Source organism: Aliiruegeria sabulilitoris (assembly GCF_001558155.1).
Classification (GTDB): Bacteria; Pseudomonadota; Alphaproteobacteria; order Rhodobacterales; family Rhodobacteraceae; genus Tropicimonas; species Tropicimonas sabulilitoris.
This window is the reverse complement of the sequence record NZ_LOAS01000012.1, coordinates 158,058-180,414: the sequence shown is the minus strand read 5'-3', so window position 1 is coordinate 180,414 and position 22,357 is coordinate 158,058. Positions and strand designations below refer to the sequence as shown.

Below are 22,357 nucleotides of genomic sequence, written 5' to 3'. Positions count from 1 at the left end.
AGTGGCCACCGGGGCGCGAGAACGACGCCCCGGGGTCTCCAGTGGTGGAGGATGCCTGCGAGATGGAAATCAAGAAACTGACCGACGCGCTCTCGGTGACACCGCAGATTGCGCCGGAAGACGTAAAGAAGATCAAGGAGGCCGGTTTCCGGGCCATCGTCTGCAACCGCCCCGACGGAGAGGGCAACGACCAGCCGACCTTCGAGGAAATCGAGATGGCGGCGAAGGAGATCGGGCTGGAATGCCTTTACCAACCCGTCACCTCGGGCATGGTTCTGGATGAACAGGCCGTCGAATTCGGCAAGGCCCTGAGGACGCTGCCCGGCCCGGTGCTGGCCTATTGCCGAACGGGCACACGCTGCACCACGCTCTGGTCGCTCAGCCACGCCAAGGACATGCCGGCCTCCGAGATCCTGGCCACGGCCAAATCGGCCGGCTACGACATGGGCGGCGTCGTCCGCCGGATCGTCAATGGCGGCAAGACGCCGACCGATACCGGCGACGCCAAGTTCGACGTGGTGATCGTCGGCGGCGGCGCGGGCGGCATCTCGGTCGCCTCCTCGCTCAAGAGCCGGATGCGCGATCTCGACATCGCAGTCATCGACCCGGCCGACATTCACTATTACCAGCCCGGCTGGACCATGGTCGGCGCCGGCGTGTTCGACCCGGCCACCACCGCGCGCACCATGGGCAGCCTGATCCCGAAGGGCGTGCACTGGATCAAGAGCGCCGTTGCCGCTTTCGAGCCGCATGACAACGCCGTCATCCTCGATGGCTGCCGGGTGGTGAAATACGACCGGCTCATCGTCTGCCCGGGGCTCAAGCTCGACTGGCACGCGGTTGACGGGCTGGTGGACACGCTGGGCAAGAACGGCGTGACCTCGAACTACCGCTACGACCTTGCGCCCTACACCTGGGAGCTGGTGCAGAACCTCAAGAAGGGCCGCGCGCTCTTCACCCAGCCGCCGATGCCGATCAAATGCGCCGGCGCGCCGCAAAAGGCGATGTATCTCTCGGGCGACCACTGGCACCGCGAGGACGTTCTCAAGGATGTCGACATCCAGTTCATGAACGCGGGCGGGGTGCTCTTCGGCGTGAAGGACTACGTGCCCGCGCTGATGGAATACGTGGAGAAATACGACGCGACGCTGAATTTCTTCCATAACCTCGTCGCCATCGACGGCCCGGCGAAGAAAGCCACGTTCGAGATCAAGAAACCCGACGAGGAACCGACCACGATCGAGGTGGAGTTCGACATGATCCATGTCTGCCCACCGCAGACCGCGCCGGACTTCATCCGCGTCTCGCCGCTGGCCGATGCCGCCGGTTGGGTCGATGTCGACCAGATCACGCTGCGCCACAAGCAGTACGACAATATCTGGTCGCTGGGCGATGTGATGAACGCGCCCAATGCCAAGACCGCCGCAGCGGCCCGGATGCAGGCGCCCGTCGTGGCCGCCAACGTGACCGCGGACATCCTCGGCGGCAGCCCGCAGGGCGCCTATAACGGCTACGGCTCCTGCCCGCTCACCGTGGAGCGCGGCAAGATCGTGCTGGCCGAATTCGGCTATGGCGGCACGCTGATGCCGATCCTGCCGAAATGGCTGATCAACGGCACGAAGCCCACGCGCGCGGCATGGATCCTCAAGGAAATGCTGCTGCCCCCGGTCTATTGGGGTGGCATGCTCAAGGGCCGCGAATGGATGGCCAAGCCGGAGAAGATCTCCGTCGACGCCCCCAAGGTCTGACATTTCACCGGCGCGCCCCCGGGCGCGCCGGATTTCCGCTTTTTCAAGGTTCCTCCCCATGCCCCCGTTTCTTCGCCGCTACCTGCCCATTCTCGACTGGGGCAGCCAGTACTCGCGCCAGACCTTCGAAAGTGATGCGCTTGCCGCCGTGATCGTCACGATCATGCTGATCCCGCAATCGCTCGCCTATGCGCTGCTCGCGGGCCTGCCGGCGGAAATGGGCCTTTATGCCTCGATCCTGCCGCTGGTGGCCTATGCGATCTTCGGCACGTCGCGGGCACTGGCCGTGGGGCCGGTGGCGGTGGTCTCGCTGATGACGGCGGCGGCCGTGGGCAATCTGGGGCTGAGCGATCCGCGCGCCATCGCGCTCGCCGCGATCACGCTGGCCTTCATCTCCGGCATCTTCCTGACCGTTATGGGGCTGCTGCGGCTCGGCTTCATCGCCAATTTCCTCTCGCACCCGGTCATCGCGGGGTTCATCACCGCCTCGGGCATCCTGATCGCCACCTCGCAGCTCAAGCACATCCTCGGCGTGCAGGCCTCGGGCCATAACCTGATCGAGACACTGGGCCACCTGCTCGGCAACCTCGGTCAGACGAATCTCTGGACGCTGATCATCGGTGTCACCGCCACCGCCTTCCTGTTCTGGGTGCGCAAGGGGCTAAAGCCGCTGCTGCTGAAATCCGGCATCAAGCCGCGCCTGGCGGATGTGCTGACCAAGGCCGGCCCGGTGGCGGCCGTGGTCGTTACAACGCTGCTCGCCTGGATCTTCGGCCTTGCCGATCGCGGCGTTAACATCGTCGGCGACGTGCCGCGTGGCTTGCCGCCGCTTTCGGCTCCCTCGGCGGATTGGGAAATGTGGAAAGCGCTGATCGGCCCGGCGATCCTGATCTCGATCATCGGCTTCGTCGAATCCGTTTCCGTCGCCCAGACACTGGCCGCCAAGCGGCGGCAGCGCATCGACCCGGACCAGGAACTGATCGGGCTCGGCACCTCCAACATCGCGGCCTCGCTCACTGGCGGCTACCCGGTCACGGGCGGTTTCGCCCGCTCGGTGGTCAATTTCGATGCCGGCGCCGAGACCCCCGCCGCGGGCGCCTTCACCGCCATCGGCATCCTGCTGGCAGCGCTCCTGCTCACACCGCTGCTCTATTTCCTGCCCACGGCGACACTTGCCGCAACCATCATCGTCGCCGTGCTGTCGCTCGTCGATTTCTCGGTGGTCAGGGATGCCTGGAAATTCTCCAAGCCGGATTTCTTTGCCGTCTCCGCCACGATCCTTCTGACGCTCGGCATGGGCGTGGAGGTTGGCGTTTCGTCCGGCGTGGTGCTGTCGATCTTCCTGCATCTCTACAAGACCTCGCGCCCGCATGTGGCCGAGATCGGGTTGGTGCCGGGCACGCATCACTTCCGAAATATCTGCCGTCACAAGGTGCTGACCGACCCGGCGATGGTGACGCTGCGTGTGGATGAGAGCCTCTATTTCGCCAATGCACGCTTTCTGGAGGACTACGTCTACGACCGCGTTGTGGGCGACACGCAGCTCAAGCACGTGGTGCTGAATTTCCCGGCAGTGAACGAAGTAGACCTCTCGGCGCTGGAGTCGCTGGAGAGCATTCTGCACCGACTCAAAGATATGGGTATCAAGCTGCACCTGAGCGAGGTAAAAGGCCCGGTAATGGACCGCCTGAAACGCAGCCATTTCCTTGAAGAGATGAACGGTCGGGTATTCCTTTCGCAATATGACGCATACATGGCACTGTCGGGCAACGCGACACTGAGCGAAGCAGCCGAATAACAAGGGCTCCGGCGCGTCCCGCATTTGCGGGACATGCGCGGGGCTTGAGGCGTTCCCATCTGGGAAACACGAACCGTTCGTCCCGCAGTAACCCGGAAGGATTTGCCACATGATCAAGATCACCCAAACTCGCGGACACTGGACGGCGAAGGTTTCCGGCATGGGCACCCTGCCCGTGATGAACGCCCGTGACATGCAGGACAACCAGCTCAATCAGACATGGCGGACACTTGGCGAAAAGGACACGGCCCTCGCCCAGAAACAGTTCGACGCCGTCGTCCAGCAGCTCACCGCTGGCAATCCCGAGCGCCGGATCCGCGCCGTGGTCGTCGATACCACCGACAATGCCAGCACGCCCGGCCGTCAGCTTTTCGAGTTCACTCTCGAAAACATGAAGGTGGATCGCTTCCGCAACGGGACCGCCTGCTACAACTATCAACTGACGGACGCACGGGAACTCGCTCTGTGACCCTTTCCGGGACGGTATTGCAGTTGGATTGACGCTCGGATCAGCCTAAGAGGCTGCACCATGGAGTTGGATGATTTTTCCATTGCCGAAATGCAGTCGCTTTCCGTCGAGGGAAGCGGGCTGCGGCGCACGCCCATCGTGCCCCGCAGCGCCCGGGGACAGAATTTCGAGAACTCCTATGACTGGACGACACTCTGGTATGATGCCGTGGCCATGGGCGAGCGCCTGCTCGTCGTTTGCCCGAAGCTTCTGAACTTCAAGGCGATGCTCGCCGACGGGGCGCTGAAGATCGACGAACAGCCCGTGCGCATCCGCCGGGTTCGCCATTTCCGCCGCCACGACATCGTCATTCTCGATCGACCCGCGGGAGCGCAGGTGCTCTCGACCAGTTCCGGCCGCTGGAGCGGACAGAGCGGGACAAGCCCCGATCAGAGCGGGATATTTGCCGGGCTGAACGCCTCGCTGCACATCTCGCGCAACAACCGACTGGAGTGGATCGCCGATTGGGCGCGCTTTCACGTCGGCGAGCACGGGCTGGAAGCCATGCTGTTGATGGACAACGCCTCGGATGAATATACGCCCGAAGCGCTGCTCGAAAAACTTTCTGTCACCGGTCTGAAACGCGCCGTCGTGCTCAAGGTGCCGCAGCGCTATGGCCCGGTGCGCTCCAAGTCCGGCGGCGGCGGAGCGAAGTTCCTGCAACCGGCCATGTTCAACCTTGCGCGCCTGCGCTTCCTGCGCCACGCGCGCGCTGTTCTGAACGTGGACATCGACGAGCTTGTCTGGAGCCGAGGCGGTTCGATTTTCGATGCGACCTACAAGAGCCCGCTCGGCATCGTGGCCTTCGACGGCACGTGGCGCAGCCCGGTCGCGGATGCCGAACCGCCTGCCTCTCATGCTGACCACCTGCACCCGGAGGTCGGCGTGGGCCCCTGTCCGACCAAGTATTGCATCCGTCCCGATGGCTGGCGGCGCTTCTTTGGCTGGGACGTTCACCGCCCCGACATGTGGCTGCCGATGGGGGCGCTGAAGAACGCCAATTTCGGCTACTGGCATTGCCGGGCGATCACCATCAACTGGAAGAGTTACGACCGCCTGGTGCCGCGCATGCTGGACTCGGCGGATGATGTCACATCCGAGACCCTCGCCCGGCTGCTGCCGCGCGGCTGAGCGGATCCTATTGCCCCGTCGGGCCGCCCGTGCGAGCGTGCCCGCGACGAATTCGAAGGGAGGCACCTCATGCAAACCCGGAACGAGGAGACGACGGCGGTCACGCGCCGCGCCGATCACCTGCCACAACTGGCCGGAGAGCCGCGCAACCCCGGCATGGAACTTGACATGGATTGGGTGATGCGCGCGCAAGCGAACACCTCGGCCATCGAGCGCCGCGCAGCCAGCCTGCCGGGTCGCCGTTCGGTCAAGAAAGACTACCAGGCCGCCTGGTTGCTCAAGGCGATCTCGCTGATCGACCTGACGACGCTGGCAGGTGACGACACGCCCGGCCGCGTGCGCCGGCTCTGCGCCAAGGCCCGCCAGCCCGTTCGCGCGGACCTGCTGGAAGCTCTTGGCGTCGAGCGGCTGACCACCGGCGCGGTCTGCGTCTATCACGACATGGTCGAGGTGGCGGTCGAGGCGCTGGCAGGCTCGGGCATCCCGGTCGCGGCCGTCTCCACCGGTTTTCCGGCCGGCCTCTCGCCGTTTGAGTTGCGCGTTGCCGAGATCGGCGAGTCCGTGAAGGCCGGCGCGGCCGAGATCGACATTGTCATCTCCCGCCGCCACGTTCTGACCGGCAACTGGCAGGCACTCTATGACGAGATGCGCGAGTTCCGCGCCGCCTGCGGCGAGGCGCATGTGAAGGCGATCCTCGCGACCGGCGAGTTGGGGAGCCTGCGCAATGTCGCCCGCGCTTCACTCATCTGCATGATGGGTGGCGCCGATTTCATCAAGACATCGACCGGCAAGGAGAGCGTGAACGCCACGCTCCCCGTCAGCCTCGTGATGATGCGCGCCATCCGCGACTACGAAGCGCGCACCGGTTTCAAGGTGGGCTACAAGCCCGCCGGCGGAATCTCCAAGGCCAAGGACTCGCTGGTCTATCTGTCTCTGCTGAAGGAGGAGCTGGGCAATCGCTGGCTGCAGCCGGACCTGTTCCGCTTCGGCGCCTCCTCGCTCCTGGGCGACATCGAACGGCAGATCGAACATCACGTCACCGGCGCCTATTCCGCCGCTTTCCGTCACCCGCTGGCCTGATCCGGGAGAGGCATCATGAACATTCAGGACATTTTCGACAGCATGGAATACGGACCGGCCCCCGAAAGCGCCACCGAGGCGCAAGCCTGGCTAGACAGCCGCAATCGCGCCTTCGGCCATTTCATCAATGGCAGCTTCACCAAACCGGGCGCGGGTTTCGAGAGCCGCAACCCAGCCACCGGCGCGCTTCTGGCCAAGCTCACCCAGGCCAGCCAGTCGGATGTGGATGCCGCCGTCGTCGCCGCGCGCACAGCGCAGCCGGGCTGGACCGGGCTCGGTGGGCACAAGCGGGCGCGTTACCTCTACGCGCTGGCGCGGCTACTGCAGAAACACGCGCGCCTTTTTGCCGTGCTGGAGACGCTCGACAATGGCAAGCCGATCCGCGAGAGCCGGGATATCGATATCCCGCTCGCCGCGCGGCATTTCTACTACCATGCCGGCATGGCCCAGCTCATGGAGGACGAGATGCCCGGCCGCGCGCCGCTCGGCGTTTGTGGCCAGATCATTCCGTGGAATTTCCCGTTGCTGATGCTCGCGTGGAAGATCGCGCCCGCCATCGCCATGGGCAACACGGTGGTTCTGAAACCTGCCGAGTTCACGCCGCTGACCGCGCTGCTCTTTGGCCAGATCTGCCAGGAAGCGGGCCTGCCTGCGGGCGTTGTGAATATCGTTACGGGCGACGGCGCCGTGGGCGAGATGATCGTGAACGCGGAGGTCGACAAGATCGCCTTTACCGGCTCCACGGTCGTTGGCCGCGCCATTCGTGAAGCGACCGCCGGTTCGGGCAAATCGCTGACGCTCGAGCTGGGTGGCAAGTCGCCATACATCGTCTTCGAAGATGCCGATCTGGATTCCGCGGTCGAAGGGCTGGTCGATGCGATCTGGTTCAACCAGGGGCAGGTCTGCTGTGCGGGCTCCCGCCTGCTGGTGCAGGAGGGCATCGCCGAGCGCTTTTACGCCAAGCTCAAGGCCCGGATGGAGACGCTGCGCATCGGCGATCCGCTGGACAAGTGCATTGATGTCGGCTCGCTGGTGGACCCGGTGCAACTTCAGACCGTGACCCGATTCGTCCAGGAAGGCGCGGGCGATGGCGAGGTGTTCCAACCGGCCGTGAAGATGCCGGATGGCTGTTTCTACCCGCCCACGTTGATCACCGGGTTGGCGCCCGCCGACCGGTTGATGCAGGAGGAGATCTTCGGCCCCGTCCTCGTCTCCACCACCTTCCGCACACCCAGCGAGGCGGTCGAGATCGCCAATAACACGCGTTACGGGCTGGCGGCTTCCGTATGGTCAGAGAATATCAATCTCGCGCTCGACATCGCGCCCAAGCTCGCCTCCGGCGTGGTCTGGGTGAACGCGACCAACCTCTTCGACGCCGCCGCCGGTTTCGGCGGCGTTCGCGAGAGCGGCTTCGGCCGCGAGGGCGGCTGGGAGGGCCTGCTGGCCTATACCAAACCGACAGAATCGGCGCCGCGCGCAGCAGCCATTGCGCCCTTTGCGGCACCTGCTGACCCGAGCAGCGACAACCCGCTCGACCGCACCGCAAAGATGTTTGTTGGCGGCAAACAGGCACGCCCCGACTCGGGCTATTCCCGCACCATCTGGGGACCCAAGGGCGCGCTTCTGGGCCATGTTGGCGAGGGTAACCGCAAGGATATCCGCAACGCTGTGGAGGCGGCGGGCAAAGCTGCGAGCTGGGCGAAATCCACCGGGCATCTGCGGGCGCAGATCCTGTTCTACATCGCCGAGAACCTCTCGGCCCGCGCCGCCGAATTCGCCGCCCGGATCGACGCCATGACGGGAACGAAAACCGGCGCGGAGGAAGTCGAAGCGGCCATCGACCTGCTCTTCACCCATGCCGCCTGGGCCGACAAGCTGGATGGCGCGGCCAAGGGCGTACCCCTGCGTGGCCTCGCCGTGGCGGTCAACGAGCCGGTCGGCGTGATCGGCGCGGTCTGCCCGCCGGACCGTCCGCTGCTCGGCCTGATCGCTGCCATGGCGCCGGCGGTGGCGATGGGCAATCGCGTGGTCCTGCTGCCTTCGGAGGCCTTCCCGCTCACCGCGACCGATTTCTACCAGGTGCTGGAAACCTCGGACCTGCCTGCGGGCGTGGTCAATATCGTCACCGGGGCGCAAGGCGCGCTTTCGGCCGATATCGCCAGCCACCTCGACGTGGACGCGGTGTGGAACCTTTCCACCGCCGATCTGGATGCCGCCATTGAGAAAGCGGCGGCGCGCAATCTCAAGCGCACTTGGGCCTGCGGGCTGGACGGTGCGATGAAGGGCCGGGAGGCGCTGACGCAGGCGACCGAAATCAAGACCGTCTGGGTGCCCTACGGCGAGTAGAGCCGCTCAAAAGGGCACCTGCGCCCGGAATGTCAGGTGCCCCCCGCCATCGGGGTTGCGGAGTGTCAGGCCCTCGGCGTGGAGCATGAGTCGTCCCGCCCGTTGCGCGTCGCCCTCCGCATAGAGCGGATCGCCGAGGATCGGGTGGCCAAGCGCGACCATGTGCACCCGCAACTGGTGGCTGCGCCCGGTTTCCGGCCGAAGTTCGACCCGCGTCGCCGCCGCTTCCCGCTCCAGAACCCGCCAATGCGTCCGCGCGGGCTTGCCATTCTCGAAATCCACCATCTGTTTTGGCCGGTTCGGCCAATCCGAGTTAAGCGGCAAATCGAGCAGCCCGGCCTCTGCTTCCACGATCCCGGAAACCCGCGCCACATAGCGCTTGGAGGTATGCCGCCGCTCGAATTGCAGCCCCAGATGCCGCTGCGCCATCCTGTTCATAGCAAAGACCATCACGCCGGACGTGTCCCGGTCCAGCCGGTGCACCAGCAACGTACCCGGATAGTCCCGTTCCAACCGGGCCAGCAGGCAGTCGGCCAGTTCCGCGCCCTTGCCCGGCACGGACAGAAGCCCGGCGGGTTTGTTGACCAGCAGGAGGTTTTCGTCACGATGCAGGATCACAGGCGGATCCCGCGGCGGATCATATGCGCTGCTCACGGCCTTCGCGCGACCCCGTCTTCGCCGATCTCGAAGCGGACATTGCCGCACAAGCAGCGTCCCGTGTGCGATTCAGACGACATTCACGAAGACCTTCTCCAGAATCCGGGCCAACCCCTCGGCATCCTCTCGCGAAAAGGCCGCGGGCTGGTCGCTGTCGATATCGAGCACCGCGATCAGCTCGCCCGCCCGGTTCCGCACCGGCAGGACGATCTCGGAGCGGGTGGAACTGGCGCAGGCGATATGACCGGGAAAGGCGTCCACATCATCGACGAGTTGCACCTCGCCCGTCCGCGCCGCCGCCCCGCAGACCCCACGTGAAAACGGGATGACAAGACAGCCATGCCCCCCTTGATAGGGCCCGATCTTCAGCAACTCGGGTGCCGTGACGCGATAGAAACCGGTCCAGTCGAACCGCACGTCCGCATGATGGATCTCGCAGGCCAGCGTCGCCATCAGGGCAACGGCGTCGGTCTCGCCCTCCGTCAGGGAGAGCAGGACCTTTTCCAGCGCGTCGTAATCAACCGTCATTCGCGTCCTTTCCTAGGGGCGTTCCAGCGCAATGGCTGTCCCCTCACCGCCGCCGATACAGATCGCCGCCACACCCCGCTTCAACCCGCGCGTTTCGAGCGCATTCAGCAGCGTGACCATGATCCGTGCGCCCGAGGCACCGATGGGATGGCCGAGCGCGCAGGCGCCCCCATTCACGTTCATCTTTTCCCGTTCGATGCCCATTTCGCGCATGAAGGCCATGGGAACAACGGCAAAAGCTTCATTGACCTCCCAAAGATCGACATCGCCCACATTCCAGCCGATTTTCTGAAGGAGCTTCCGCGCGGCCGGAACCGGCGCGGTGGTGAACCAGCCCGGCGCCTGGGCATGGCTGGCGTGGCCCAGGATGCGCGCCCGCACCGGTATACCGCTGTCTTCCGAAGCCAGCACCAACGCCGCAGCACCGTCGGAAATCGAAGAGGCATTGGCCGGCGTCACCGTTCCCCCTTCCCGGAAAGCCGGCTTCAGGAGCGGGATCTTGTCGGGGCGGGCATTGCCCGGCTGCTCGTCAATGTCGATCACGCGGTCGCCCTTGCGGCCACGAACCGTGACCGGAACGATTTCGCCCGAAAAAGCGCCGGATTTCTGGGCCGCCAGCGCGTTGGAAAGAGAGCCAAGCGCATAGGCATCCTGCGCCTCCCGCGTGAACTGGAAATGCTCCGCGCAATCCTCGGCGAATGTCCCCATCAGCCGGCCCTTGTCGTAAGCATCCTCTAGCCCGTCGAGAAACATCGAATCCTGCACCTGGCCATGGCCGATCCGCGCCCCCGAGCGCATCTTTGGCAGCAGGTAGGGCGCGTTGGTCATGCTCTCCATGCCGCCGGCGACAATGGTTTCGGCCTGCCCCAACGCGATCTGGTCGAAAGCGATCATCGCCGCTTTCATGCCCGAGCCGCACATCTTGTTGAGCGTCGTCGCCGGAACATCCTCGCCCAGCCCCGCGCCAAACCCCGCCTGCCGCGCTGGCGCCTGACCCTGGCCATGCGGCAGGACGCAGCCCATCAGCAGTTCCTCCACCTGCTGCGTGCCCGCTTGCTCCAACGCGCCTCGAATCGCAACCGCACCGAGCTCCGGCGCGGAAAGCGAGGCGAAATCGCCCTGAAAACCACCCATCGGCGTTCTGGCGGCGCCCGCGATCACAACTTCTTGCATCAAAATCCTCCCTGTTCGCTCCCACACGCATACCGAATGGTAAGGTTTTTGGTCCAGCCTAGATGCAGATTTGGAAACAGGAGACAGGGCATGGATTTCGAGACCGTCCGGAAGGGCGATACCCTGAAGATCACCGTGCTTGCCGAACGCATTGATGCCGCCTGTGCCGTTCAGTTCAAGGATTGCATCCGGGATATTTGCGGCCAAGAACCAACGCGGGTGGTTCTGGACCTTCAAAGGGTCGATTTTCTCGATTCCTCTGGCCTCGGTGCCGTGGTTGCCGCGATGAAATTTCTTGGCAAGGACCGTCAACTGGAACTGGCCGGGCTTTCGGACAAGGTTTCACGCGTCTTTCGCCTCACCAGAATGGACTCGGTCTTTACGATCCATCCCACGGCAGACGCCGCGATGAGCGCCAGCGCAGCCTGATGAAAACCTTCGAGACCTCTTCCAGATTGTCCGGGAATGGCGGTGCCGATATTTCGGGTTCAAGTCTGGGCACGCCCGAAGGCCCCTCGGTCGAACATAGAACAGGCCGGGCGGAGATAATGGCGACAGATCACATGCTGGCGGAGTCTATCGGCAGCACGGCGGCGGATGTTCGCGATGCGCTGATACGGATCAATGATGAGCTGAAACAGCTGGGTGTCGCCCCCTCTGACAGGGACGCAATCGAAGTCGTCCTGGCCGAGTGTATGAACAATGTGGTGGAGCATGCCTATTGCGAGCGTCCCGGCAGCCGCTTTGAACTCAAACTCCACCTGTGTGCCGACAATCTGTTCTGCCGCGTCGAGGATGACGGCAAGCCGATGCCAGGCCTCGCCCTTCCCGCCGGAAAAACCCACAATCTCTCCGTGGACCTGTCCGACCTCCCCGAGGGTGGCTTCGGCTGGTTCCTGATCCGGGAATTGACGAGTGACCTGCGATACGCTCGGGAACGCGACCGCAACAACCTCATCTTCCAGATTCCTCTCAACCATGGCGAAGGCTAGCAGGGCGATTGCCTGAAACCCGCCCCATTCGTTCCACCTGCACAACAAAAACCTTCGCAATACTGTCTTTGTAGCTGAACAAGGCTTCCCTCGGTGCCGTGTGTCCAGGCCCCCACCCAGAGCACGGTGCCGAGGACCCTTTCTCCCCTCTGGACCTATCTTCTCCAAACGCTATGCATGGACGGCGAAGGAGAATGATATGAGAGATTTCCACAGGGCCGGCCGTTCGACCGTCCATGCCGATCGCGGCATCTGTGCAACATCGCACCCGTTGGCCGCCATGGCGGCAATCGACGTTCTGAAAAAAGGCGGCAACGCGGTCGATGCGGCGATTGCCGGCGCTGTTCTGCTGGGGATTTGTGAGCCGCAAATGACCGGCATCGGCGGCGACTGCTTTGCGCTGGTCAGCCATCCGCAAGACGGTCAGGTCCACGCGCTGAACGGATCGGGTCGCGCCCCCGCCGGGCTCGATGCCGAACAATTGCGCAGCTCGGGGCACAGCAAGATCCCGACGGAAGGCGCCCTCTCGGTAACGATTCCCGGCGCGGTCGCCGGTTTCGAGACCCTCTCCGCCCGCTTCGGTCGTCTCGGCCTTGCCGCGAGCCTCGCCCCCGCCATCGACTATGCCGAGGCAGGCGTCCCCGTGGCCCCCAGGGTCGCCTTCGATTGGGTGGAAGACGCACCCCGCCTCTTCGGCGATGCTCGCAGGCATTACCTCAAGAACGGCGCGCCGCTTGCGCTCGGAGACCTGTTCCGCGCGCCGGGTCAGGCCGAAGTTCTGCGTGCCATCGCCGAACTTGGCGCAAAGGCTTTCTATACCGGTGAGATCGCCGCCGACATGATCGGCGCACTCCGCGCGAATGGCGGCAGCCATACCGAGGAAGATTTCGCGGCTTGCCAAGCCGATTGGACCATTCCGGTCCAAGGCCATTACCGCGGGTTGGACGTGGTCGAGCATCCCCCCAACGGTCAGGGCGCCATTGCGCTGCTGATGCTGCATATGCTGGCCGAGCAGGACCTTTCCGGACTGGACCCGTTCGGCGCAGAGAGGGTGCATCTCGAGGCGCAAATCGCCCGTCTCGCCTATGACGCGCGTGACCGCCTGCTCGCCGATCCAGATTACATGGCGGACACCTCGCGCCTGCACGACCCCGCCTTTGCCCGCGAGCTTCTGAAAGAGTTGGACACGCAAACTGCGCCAGCGGGCATTCAAAGCCCCGACGAGGCCGTGCACCAGGACACGATCCTTATTACTGTCGTCGATCAGGACCGGATGGCGGTATCGTTGATCTATTCGATCTTCCACGGCTTCGGCTCCGGCCTGGCCAGCCCACGCTACGGGATCCTGCTCCAGAACCGTGGCGCAGGCTTCTCCCTCGTGCAGGGACATCCCAACGAGGCCGGCCCCGGTAAACGACCGATGCACACGATCATTCCCGGAATGGCCAAGCGGGACGGTAAGGTCTTCATGCCGTTTGGTGTCATGGGTGGACAATTCCAGCCGACGGGCCATTGCCGCCTGATCAGCAACATGGTCGATTACGGAATGGATCCGCAGGAAGCCATCGACGCGCCGCGGGCCTTTGCCATCGACGGGGAACTCAAGCTCGAACGCAGCTATGGCGCCGCTGTGCGGACGGAACTCGAACGGCTTGGGCACCGAACCGTCATCCCCTCGGCGGGGCTCGGTGGCGCCCAGGCGATCGTGATAGACCAGGAGACCGGCCGCCTGACCGGTGCTTCCGATCCCCGCAAAGATGGCATCGCGCTCGGATACTGAACCATAGGCGCGCGCGAAGCGCGCCACCCCCAACGCTTCAAGGCGCCCGCAAGGGCGTCGTGAAGGGGCGGGAGCGCCCCCGTCCGGCCGTTCGTCTGGATCAGTTCAGCTGGAAATGCAGCGGATAGATTCCGTCCTCGAATTCCCCGAACAGGTCGGGCAGATCGGGATGGTCCACCGGTTCGCCGGAATAATCCGCGACCAGATTCTGCTCCGAAACATAGGCCACGTAATAGCTCTGATCGTTTTCGGCCAGCAGGTGATAGAACGGCTGTTCCTTGGGCGGACGAGACTCCTCGGGAATGGCATCATACCATTCCTCGGTATTGGAAAACATTGCGTCCACGTCGAACACCACACCCCGGAAGGGATGCTTCCGGTGACGGACAACCTGTCCGAGATGATATTTTGCCTGACTCTTAAACATAATTGCAGTCCCCACCATTCCTGCCTAAGCCGTCGGGGCGCTGGAGTCCATCCGAGCGGGCCGAAAACATGGGAAACAGTCTGTGAACCTTGTCCTGACAGTCCTCGAAATCGTCTCACCCGTGTTTCTTCTCGCGGGGTTCGGAACCGCCTGGACACGGGCCGGCTGGGACTATCCCGTGGAGTTCGTGACCCGGCTTGCGATGACGCTCGCCGTGCCCTGCCTGATCTTCACCGCGCTGACGAAGACAGAGGTTGATCCCTCCTCATTGGCGAGCATTTCGTTGGCCGCGGCCCTCTGCTACGGCGCAGTCGCCCTTGCCAGCGCGCTTATCGTACATCTGATGAAACTGGATCAACCCAGCTACCTCGCGCCGCTGACCTTTGGAAATACCGGCAACCTCGGGCTACCTCTAGCCTTGTTCGCCTTTGGCAACGAGGGGCTCGGATATGCCGTTGTCGTTCTCGCCGTCACCACGATCGGAGTGTTCACGGTCGGGATCTGGATGGTTTCGGGCGGCGGAAAACCGGCCCGCGTCCTGCGAGAGCCGATGTTCCTTGCGACAATTCTCGGAGCGCTCTTCCTGTGGCAGGGGTGGCATACGCCGGTATGGCTTACGAACGGGCTCACGCTTGTCGGCCAGATGGCGATCCCGTTGATGCTGCTCACGCTCGGGGTCGCCGTTGGGCGGCTTCGGCCCGGCGAAATGGGTCGATCCCTTCTGCTTTCACTTCTGAAGACGGCGATCGGTGCAATCGCCGCGCTCGGCATCGGGCATGCCCTGGGGCTCTCCGCCATCCCGTTGGCCGTCCTTGTCCTACAGATGATCACCCCCGTGGCCGTAACCTCCTACCTCATGGCCGAACGTTATGGCACGGATTCCGGCGCCGCGGCCGGTCTGGTGGTCGTTTCGACCCTGATTTCGGTGCTCACGCTTCCGCTGGCCCTGGCCTTCCTGCTTTGAAACAAGGATGTGACCAGGTCCGCTAAGGTTGAATGTTTCCTCGCAAGCCGGATTGCCCTAAACTGGTCGCAATAAACGAGCAGAACACAAATTTAAAATCGGACAGGCGGATGACCAGACTTTTCTGCGCCTTTTGCATTCTCGTGGCCTTGGCCGGCTGCGGAGGGGGAAAGAGTTCCCCCAGAAACCTCGACAATGCCTGCAGCATCGTCGACCAGCGCCCGAAATACCTGCGCGCGATGAAAGCCACAGAGCGCAAATGGGATGTGCCCGTTTCCGTACAGATGGCCATCATCCACCAGGAGAGCAAGTTTGACGGCGATGCCCGTACGCCCTACCAGTGGTCGCTGGGCGTGATCCCGATGGGTCGACAAAGCTCGGCCTATGGCTACAGCCAGGCACTTGACGGCACCTGGGACCATTATAGGGACTCCACCGGCAACCGCGGCGCCAAACGCACCAATATCCGCGACGCAACGGATTTCATGGGATGGTACATGAACCAGACCCGGGAGAAGCTGGGCATCTCGCTATCCGACGCGCGCAACCAGTATCTCGCCTATCACGATGGCTGGACAGGCTACAAACGCGGCACCTACAATTCCAAGGGCTGGCTGCTCAACGTGTCGTCCAGAGTCGGAGAGCGTGCAACGATGTATGACCGGCAACTCCGCTCCTGCGGCAAGATCTGACACATCCAGGCCTCGCACGGCATAAATGTAGTGCGAGCCCCCAAGCTGGCATCACCGGATCGACGACGTTCATCGCCGTTCCAACTCCAGTTGGACGTTGAACAGGCTTGCCTGAAGCGCAACGCCCTTGGTCAATTGTCCGAGGATCACGGTCGTTTGCTGGCCACTGCCGTCCGTGATCACCCATTGGCGCAGCTCGATTGGGCTATCGGTGAAGACCAGACGGATATTGCCATATTCGGGATGCTCGGGATCCTGCGCGACAACCGTCGTCTTGCTTCCGTCACTGCTATGGCCAACGACCATGTTGCGGCGCGCCAGGTTCACGGTCTTCTCCAGGATCAGGTTGAGCGGTGTCTGACTCAGCGGAAATTGTTCCGCCGCACTGTTGGACTTCCCGTCAAAGACTGCAACCGTGCCGCCACCGGCGATCACCAGCGACTTCTCGGGAGGGTTGTATTCGAACCGGATGCGCCCGGGACGCTTGATGAACAGTTTCCCTGTCGAGATCGTCCCGTCCGAGTTGATCTGCGTGAACTCGCCCGCAGCGGTCTGGAACGAGTTGAAATAGTTGGAAATGCTGTTCAACGACAGTTTCTCGGCTGCCGCGGGACCCGCAAGCAGAACCGAGGCCGTCAGGGCAAGAAAGGCTCTTCTGATCATGCTTTTTTGCTTATGTCCTGGAGAGCGTCCTGACCAGAGCGAAATCCATCAAAGAGCCGTGACCGGCAAGGCGCCGCCACGTCGCGGGCGAAACAGATCTACAAACGTCACGAAAGGAAACTCCGCCGCTGAACGATCCTTCGGATCGTGCCTCCGGCGGGGATATTTCTTGTCAGAAGAAGTTGGAGAAAGCGCACGGAAGAGCGAGCGGTCAGTCCGGGACAGCCCGAATTGACCGACGCGTTGTCTCGTCAACCCTGCTCCGGAACCAGAATCTCACGCTTGCCGACATGGTTGGAGGCGCTGACCAGCCCCTCGTCTTCCATCTGCTCCACCAGCCGCGCGGCCTTGTTGTAGCCGATGGCCAGCTTTCGTTGGATATAGGAGGTCGAGCACTTGCGGTCCTTGATGACGATAGCGACAGCCTGATCGTAAAGCGCATCCTCACCGTCTGTGTTGCCGCCGAGGCCGAGCACGAGGTCAATATCGCTCTCCTTGTCATCGTCCGGACCATCGACCACCCCGCCGATATACTCTGGCGGACCGAAGGATTTCAGGTGATTGACGATCTCTTCGACCTCCTCGTCCGAGACGAAGGGTCCGTGCACGCGCGTCACCTTGGAGCCGCCAGCCATGTAGAGCATGTCGCCCATGCCCAGAAGCTGCTCGGCGCCCATCTCGCCGAGGATCGTCCGGCTGTCGATCTTCGAGGTCACCTGGAAGGATATCCGGGTCGGGAAGTTGGCCTTGATCGTGCCGGTGATCACGTCCACCGATGGACGCTGCGTGGCCATGATCAGGTGAATGCCGGAGGCCCGCGCCATCTGGGCAAGACGCTGGATGCATGCCTCTATCTCCTTGCCCGCGACCATCATCAGGTCCGCCATCTCGTCCACGACGACGACGATGAAGGGCAGAAGCTCGGGGGCGAACTCCTCGGTCTCGAACACCGGCTCGCCGGTCTCGTCGTCGAAGCCCGTCTGGACCGTGCGCGAGAACATCTCGCCCTTGGCCATCGCATCGCGCACCCGACCATTGTAGCCTTCGATATTCCGCACGCCCATCTTGGACATCTTGCGATAGCGGTCCTCCATCTCGCCCACGACCCATTTCAACGCCACAACGGCCTTTTTCGGATCGGTCACAACCGGCGAGAGCAGGTGCGGAATGCCGTCATAGACGGAAAGTTCCAGCATCTTCGGGTCGATCATGATCAGCCGGCATTCTTCGGGGCTGAGCCGGTAGAGCAACGACAGGATCATCGTGTTAATCGCCACGGATTTACCCGAACCCGTTGTACCGGCGATCAGCAGGTGGGGCATCTTGGCAAGGTTGGCCACGATCGAGGAACCGCCGATATCCTTGCCGAGCGCCAGCGGCAACGGCATGGAGGAATCGCCGAACTCGCGTGCGGCGAGGATCTCGCGCAGCAGCACCTTTTCACGATGTGCATTGGGCAGCTCGATCCCGATCACCGAGCGTCCCGGCACGGTGGAGACACGCGCGGAGAGCGCCGACATCGAGCGGGCGATGTCGTCGGCCAGGCCGATGACGCGGCTCGCCTTGAGGCCGGGCGCGGGTTCGAGTTCGTACATGGTCACGACCGGGCCGGGCCGGACCGAAACGATCTCTCCCTTGACGCCGTAATCGTCCAGTACGTTTTCGAGCATGCGTGCGTTTTCTTCCAACGCCTCGTCGGACAGGACATGGCGTTGGATCGCAACCGGACTGGTCAGCAGCGACAGGGGCGGATGTTCGTATTCCGCGGCCGCCCGCGGCTCCAGCGCCAGCGCGGGCTGGGCTTCGGCCTGAGCCTTTTTGGAAGGCTTCGGCGCGGAACGGTCGGGGTGTTGCACCATCGGGCGCGGCTCTTCGACCGCTGCCGGAACAACCCGCTGCTGGATGCGCGGCGCAACCTGCGGACCGACCATCGAGGGCGCCTCAACCGGTTCTTCGGCCATCGGCTCGATCACATCCGGCTCCGGCACGGATCGCGATGCGGACAGGGGATGTTTCAGGGCCGGCACCGGAACGGGCGGCATGTCGTCGATCTCGGCCATCGGTGCGGGCGGAACCGCTCCCGGCACCTTGAGGATCAGCGGGTCCGGCTTGCGCCGCCGCACGACCGGCGGCTCCGCGCGACCGATACCCGGTTGGGCCCGCGCCACGCCGCCACGGGCGCGCAGCCGGATCGCGTCGGCAATCCGGGCCTTGATACGATCCTCGGTCGGGGCTTCGACCCCTTCGAGCGCTTCGGTGGCCTCGGGATCGGCGGCCAGTTCTACCAGTTCGGGTTCGGGCTGACGCCGCACCAAAGTCGAGACCGAGGCAAGAAGTCCGCCGGTCGGCCGCGAAAGCGGAGGTTCGGACGACATCGCCCCGCCTTTCTCCGGCTCTTCGGTCAGAGCGAAATCGTCCTCGTCGGACAGGGGGTGCACAGCCGCCACGGCGCGCGCTTCGGCGCGGCGCGCACGGCGTTCACCCGATTTCTCGGCCACGCCACGCGCTGCCTTGCCAGCCCCGTTCAAGCCCGCGCCAAAGACCCGCAGCAACGCGGCATAGGTCAGGATCACGCCGACAAGAATGTAACGGCCAAGGCGCCTCAATTCGTCCCCGGTGAAACCGCACACAAAGAGCAGCATCCCGATTGCGAATAAAAGGATCGGCACAGAGAGAAGGCGCACGCCGAAACTGGCCGAGATCGGCAGAATGTTGAGCACCGCGCCGAGCACGGTATCGCCAAACAGCCCACCCAGCCCGAAGCTATGCGGCCAGGCATCGGTGGGGGCGATGCTGGAAGCAAAGACGGCGCCAGCGGCGATGGCGATTGGCGCGAAGATAACCCGCGAAATCGCCCGTTCGGAACCAGAATGAAGCAGCAGCCGCGCGCCCCAGACCAGCGTGATGGCCACCATCGCCCAGCTTCCGTAACCCACGACAATGAAGAGCGGCGAAGCGACCGAGGCGCCAAACTTGCCCAGCATGTTCTGTACCGGCGCGTCCGTGGCGGAGAAGAAGGACGGGTCCTGCGGCGCATAGGTGGCCAGCATGCCGCCAATCGCCAGGGCAAGGCCAAGCAGGGCCAGGCCGATCAATTCGCGGCCGCGCTTTTCGATGGCTTCCTGCATGTTGCTGTCAAGGAGCGGATCGCGCTGTCGTGTCTGATAAGCCATTGGATTTTTATCCTTATTCTTTATAAATGCAGTCGCGCAGCAGCGTCAGCCCGCGCTGCAACTCGTCCAGATCTGCCACCATTGCGACGCGGACGAACCCCTTCCCCGGGTTCCCTTCCACCACATCGCGCCCAAGATAGGCACCGGGCAGCACCCTTACGCCGGTTTGCTCAAAGGCCTTGATCGCCGCCGCTTCGCCATCCTCGACCGGCAGCCAGAGGAAGAACCCGCCCTCCGGGCCGGTATAGTTCGGCACCCCGGAAAAGATCTCGTCGGCCAGCCGGAATTTCTGCTGGTAGAGCGCGAGCGACGCCTCGACATGCGCCTCGTCCGCCCAGACGCGCTCGGCCACCCGTTGCAGGGGCAGCGGCAGGGGCGCTCCGGCATAGGCACGCAACTGGCGGATACGGAGCATGCATTCCGGCCCGCTGGCCACGAAGCCCGAACGCAGGCCGGGCAGGTTGGAGCGCTTGGAGAGCGAATGGAAGATCACCACGCGCTCTGGGTCGGCGCCGACTTCCTTTGCCGCCTGCAGCGCGCCTGTCGGCGGCGCGGTGCGGTAGATCTCGGAATAGCACTCATCGGCGAAGATGCGGAAATCGTGTTTCTCGGCCAGGGCCAGCAGATTGCGCCAATAGGCCATATCGGCCACCGCACCCTGCGGGTTCGAGGGCGAGCAGATATAGGCAATAGCCGTCCGGTCCAACGTTTCGGCCGGAAGCGCGGCGTAATCAGGCAGAAAACCGGTCTCGGCCGTGGCCGGAACAAAGATCGGGTCGGCGGCCGCTGTCAGCGCGGCGACGGCATAGACCTGGTAAAATGGGTTCGGCACCAGAATGGCCGGCTTCTTGCCGCCTTTTGTCTCCGGGCAGAGCGCGATTGCCGCCCCGAACAGCCCTTCGCGCGTGCCGTTCAGCGCCATCACCTGCCTGTCCGGGTCAAGCGCGACGCCGTAGCGCCGGCCGACCCAGTCGCAGATCGCCACCCGCAATTCGGGCGTTCCTTCATTGGGCGGGTATTTCGCGAAACCATCTACATTGGCCGCAAGAACCTCGGCCACGAAGCCGGGCATGGCATGGCGTGGCTCGCCGATGGTCATGTCGATGACCTCGCCGCCCGGTTGGGATGCGGCAAGGAGCTTCCGCAACCGCGGAAATGCGTATTCGGGAAGGCCCGCGAACCTCTCTGGGAACGTCATGCGCTCGATTTTCTGTACTGCCTCAGGGATCGGGGTCATTACGCCCCATTTTGCTGACAGCTTAGCCAGAGCAGCGGCTCCGGTCCAGAAAATGTCTCACTCCGCGCGGGGCTTGTGGCTTTTGCGCCAGAGGTGCGCCCTAGCGCAGGACCGGTTCCATGACCGTCCCGAGCCGCAGAAGGCGTTCCTCGCTCATCGGCGCGGCCATAACCATGAGACCGGCGGAGGGCACTGCGGTTGGCAACGTCAGTGCACACAGGCCAAGTACGTTGCCAATCCGCGTATTCCGCAACGTCAGAAGGTTTTCGGAGGCGAAGAATTCCCCGTCGGCCTCCAGCGCGGCCTTGTTCGGCGGCAGTAGCGGCACCGAAGGCACGAGGACCGCGTCATAGCCCGCCGTTTCAGCCAGGTATTGCGCACGCAACCTGTCGAGCTGCTGCCAGGCGTGCACGTATTCCGGCCCGCTGATATTGCGCCCGCCACGGAAGCGCGCGCAGACCTCGGCGAACATCAGCTCCGGCTTGGCCTCGATCACCTCCATCCAGGTGCCGTAAGCCTCCGGCGCAAAGAGCTTGGGCGAAAGCGCCAGGGCCTCGGCCACCACCGGCAGCTTGCGCCGTTCGATCTGTGCCCCCGCAGCGGCGAGGCGATCCACGGCCTGCTCGAAGCCCAGAAGGGGCGCTTCGCGCACATCGTCCAGCGCAGCCGTTTCCAGCACCAGAAGGCGCTTGCCGGACAGGCTTGCACCCTTGAGGTCGGCGGGCTTGCGCCCCTCCATGGCAGCGAGCAGGAGCGTGGCGTCTTCCACTGACCGGCAGAGCGGGCCCACTGTGTCGAAACGGGCGCAAAGCGGCACCACGCCCCTGAGCGAGAGACGGCCCGAAGTCGTCTTCAGCCCGACCAGATCGTTCCACGCCGAGGGAACGCGCACCGAGCCGCCCGTATCGGAGCCGATCCCGGCCGCAGCCAGCCCGAAGGCGACCGAGGTGGCCGCCCCGGAGGAGGACCCGCCTGAGACCGCATCAAGATCGTTCACGCAGGGCGGAGACTCGGTGATCGGGTTGAGCCCCAGCCCGGAAAACGCCAGTTCGGTCATGTGGGTCTTGCCGAGGCAGACGAGACCAGCGGCGGTGGCATTGCGCAGCACCTCGGCATCCGCCTCCGGCACCCGCCCTTTGAGCAGGGCGCTGCCAGCTTCGGTGGCGACGCCCGCGGTATCGAACAGGTCCTTCCAGCTGATCGGCACGCCATCGAGAAGCGACAGCCGCAAGCCTGAGCGCGCGCGGGCTCCAGCGGCGGCGGCCTCGGCGCGGGCACGTTCGGCGGTCGTGCGGGCATAGATTCGCGGCGAGAACTCGTGCCGGGCGATGGCATCGAGATAGCAATCGACAAGCGCCACCGGGTCGACATCGCCTACCCCGATCCCGCGCCCCAGATCCGCCGCGGTCATAGTCAGCCACTTGTCCATGCCAAACTCCAATTTTCTGCCCCGCGGCGAC

At 63.9% G+C, this 22,357-nt stretch carries 19 protein-coding genes; 11 read left to right on the top strand and 8 right to left on the bottom strand.

Going from position 1 to position 22,357, the window contains the following annotated elements:
• Window positions 1-62: 62 nt before the first annotated feature.
• The 6 genes from AX756_RS13245 to AX756_RS13220 all read left to right on the top strand — a co-directional run bounded on the left by AX756_RS13245 (window position 63) and on the right by AX756_RS13220 (window position 8,611).
• Complete coding sequence (locus AX756_RS13245) at window positions 63-1,748, top strand: bifunctional protein tyrosine phosphatase family protein/NAD(P)/FAD-dependent oxidoreductase (RefSeq protein ID WP_068312191.1); 1,686 nt, start codon at window positions 63-65, stop codon at window positions 1,746-1,748.
• A 58-nt stretch (window positions 1,749-1,806) separates the two neighbouring features.
• The gene (locus tag AX756_RS13240; protein ID WP_068312089.1) at window positions 1,807-3,546 is read left to right on the top strand and encodes a SulP family inorganic anion transporter; all 1,740 of its coding nucleotides are present in this window, start codon (window positions 1,807-1,809) and stop codon (window positions 3,544-3,546) included.
• 109 nt (window positions 3,547-3,655) lie between these two features.
• Window positions 3,656-4,015, top strand: a complete 360-nt coding sequence (locus AX756_RS13235; protein ID WP_068312086.1) for a hypothetical protein — start codon at window positions 3,656-3,658, stop codon at window positions 4,013-4,015.
• Window positions 4,016-4,075: 60 nt separating this feature from the next.
• On the top strand, window positions 4,076-5,185 hold the full coding sequence (locus AX756_RS13230; RefSeq protein ID WP_068312084.1) for a hypothetical protein: 1,110 nt from the start codon (window positions 4,076-4,078) through the stop codon (window positions 5,183-5,185).
• Window positions 5,186-5,254: 69 nt separating this feature from the next.
• Entirely contained in the window at window positions 5,255-6,265 is a 1,011-nt protein-coding gene (gene deoC / locus AX756_RS13225; RefSeq protein WP_068312081.1) for a deoxyribose-phosphate aldolase, read from the top strand.
• A gap of 15 nt (window positions 6,266-6,280) precedes the next feature.
• Window positions 6,281-8,611, top strand: a complete 2,331-nt coding sequence (locus AX756_RS13220; RefSeq protein ID WP_068312078.1) for an aldehyde dehydrogenase family protein — start codon at window positions 6,281-6,283, stop codon at window positions 8,609-8,611.
• A gap of 6 nt (window positions 8,612-8,617) precedes the next feature.
• Here the strand turns inward: AX756_RS13220 and AX756_RS13215 are convergent, their stop codons facing one another.
• The 3 genes from AX756_RS13215 to AX756_RS13205 form a co-directional block, all read right to left on the bottom strand.
• Window positions 8,618-9,265, bottom strand: coding sequence for an RluA family pseudouridine synthase (locus AX756_RS13215; RefSeq protein ID WP_068312075.1), 648 nt, complete (start codon window positions 9,263-9,265; stop codon window positions 8,618-8,620).
• Between the two features lie 72 nt (window positions 9,266-9,337).
• A complete protein-coding gene (locus tag AX756_RS13210; protein WP_068312072.1) occupies window positions 9,338-9,796 on the bottom strand; it encodes a free L-methionine (R)-S-oxide reductase MsrC in 459 nt (152 codons plus the stop codon).
• A gap of 12 nt (window positions 9,797-9,808) precedes the next feature.
• Complete coding sequence (locus AX756_RS13205; RefSeq protein WP_068312069.1) at window positions 9,809-10,969, bottom strand: acetyl-CoA C-acyltransferase; 1,161 nt, start codon at window positions 10,967-10,969, stop codon at window positions 9,809-9,811.
• A 90-nt stretch (window positions 10,970-11,059) separates the two neighbouring features.
• Between AX756_RS13205 and AX756_RS13200 the strand changes: the two genes are divergently transcribed.
• The 3 genes from AX756_RS13200 to AX756_RS13190 all read left to right on the top strand — a co-directional run bounded on the left by AX756_RS13200 (window position 11,060) and on the right by AX756_RS13190 (window position 13,741).
• A complete protein-coding gene (locus AX756_RS13200; protein WP_068312067.1) occupies window positions 11,060-11,398 on the top strand; it encodes an STAS domain-containing protein in 339 nt (112 codons plus the stop codon).
• Window positions 11,399-11,517: 119 nt separating this feature from the next.
• Complete coding sequence (locus AX756_RS13195) at window positions 11,518-11,961, top strand: ATP-binding protein (protein WP_197431077.1); 444 nt, start codon at window positions 11,518-11,520, stop codon at window positions 11,959-11,961.
• A 199-nt stretch (window positions 11,962-12,160) separates the two neighbouring features.
• Window positions 12,161-13,741, top strand: a complete 1,581-nt coding sequence (locus AX756_RS13190; RefSeq protein WP_068312061.1) for a gamma-glutamyltransferase family protein — start codon at window positions 12,161-12,163, stop codon at window positions 13,739-13,741.
• Between the two features lie 100 nt (window positions 13,742-13,841).
• On the opposite strand, the gene hspQ is transcribed toward AX756_RS13190, so the two are convergent.
• The gene (gene hspQ, locus AX756_RS13185) at window positions 13,842-14,168 is read right to left on the bottom strand and encodes a heat shock protein HspQ (RefSeq protein ID WP_068312059.1); all 327 of its coding nucleotides are present in this window, start codon (window positions 14,166-14,168) and stop codon (window positions 13,842-13,844) included.
• Window positions 14,169-14,250: 82 nt separating this feature from the next.
• Between hspQ and AX756_RS13180 the strand changes: the two genes are divergently transcribed.
• Entirely contained in the window at window positions 14,251-15,132 is an 882-nt protein-coding gene (locus AX756_RS13180) for an AEC family transporter (RefSeq protein ID WP_068312056.1), read from the top strand.
• Window positions 15,133-15,242: 110 nt separating this feature from the next.
• The gene (locus AX756_RS13175) at window positions 15,243-15,824 is read left to right on the top strand and encodes a transglycosylase SLT domain-containing protein (protein ID WP_068312052.1); all 582 of its coding nucleotides are present in this window, start codon (window positions 15,243-15,245) and stop codon (window positions 15,822-15,824) included.
• A 69-nt stretch (window positions 15,825-15,893) separates the two neighbouring features.
• Here the strand turns inward: AX756_RS13175 and AX756_RS13170 are convergent, their stop codons facing one another.
• From AX756_RS13170 to AX756_RS13155, 4 genes are all read right to left on the bottom strand, one after another.
• Window positions 15,894-16,487: a LolA family protein gene (locus tag AX756_RS13170; protein ID WP_068312049.1), complete on the bottom strand. Its 594-nt coding sequence runs from the start codon at window positions 16,485-16,487 to the stop codon at window positions 15,894-15,896.
• Window positions 16,488-16,738: 251 nt separating this feature from the next.
• Window positions 16,739-19,660, bottom strand: a complete 2,922-nt coding sequence (locus tag AX756_RS13165) for a DNA translocase FtsK (RefSeq protein WP_068312046.1) — start codon at window positions 19,658-19,660, stop codon at window positions 16,739-16,741.
• 13 nt (window positions 19,661-19,673) lie between these two features.
• Window positions 19,674-20,858 carry an aminotransferase class I/II-fold pyridoxal phosphate-dependent enzyme gene (locus AX756_RS13160; RefSeq protein ID WP_068312188.1) on the bottom strand — a complete coding sequence of 395 codons (1,185 nt, stop codon included), beginning with the start codon at window positions 20,856-20,858 and terminating at the stop codon, window positions 19,674-19,676.
• Between the two features lie 139 nt (window positions 20,859-20,997).
• Entirely contained in the window at window positions 20,998-22,326 is a 1,329-nt protein-coding gene (locus tag AX756_RS13155) for an amidase (RefSeq protein ID WP_068312043.1), read from the bottom strand.
• Window positions 22,327-22,357 lie beyond the last annotated feature (31 nt).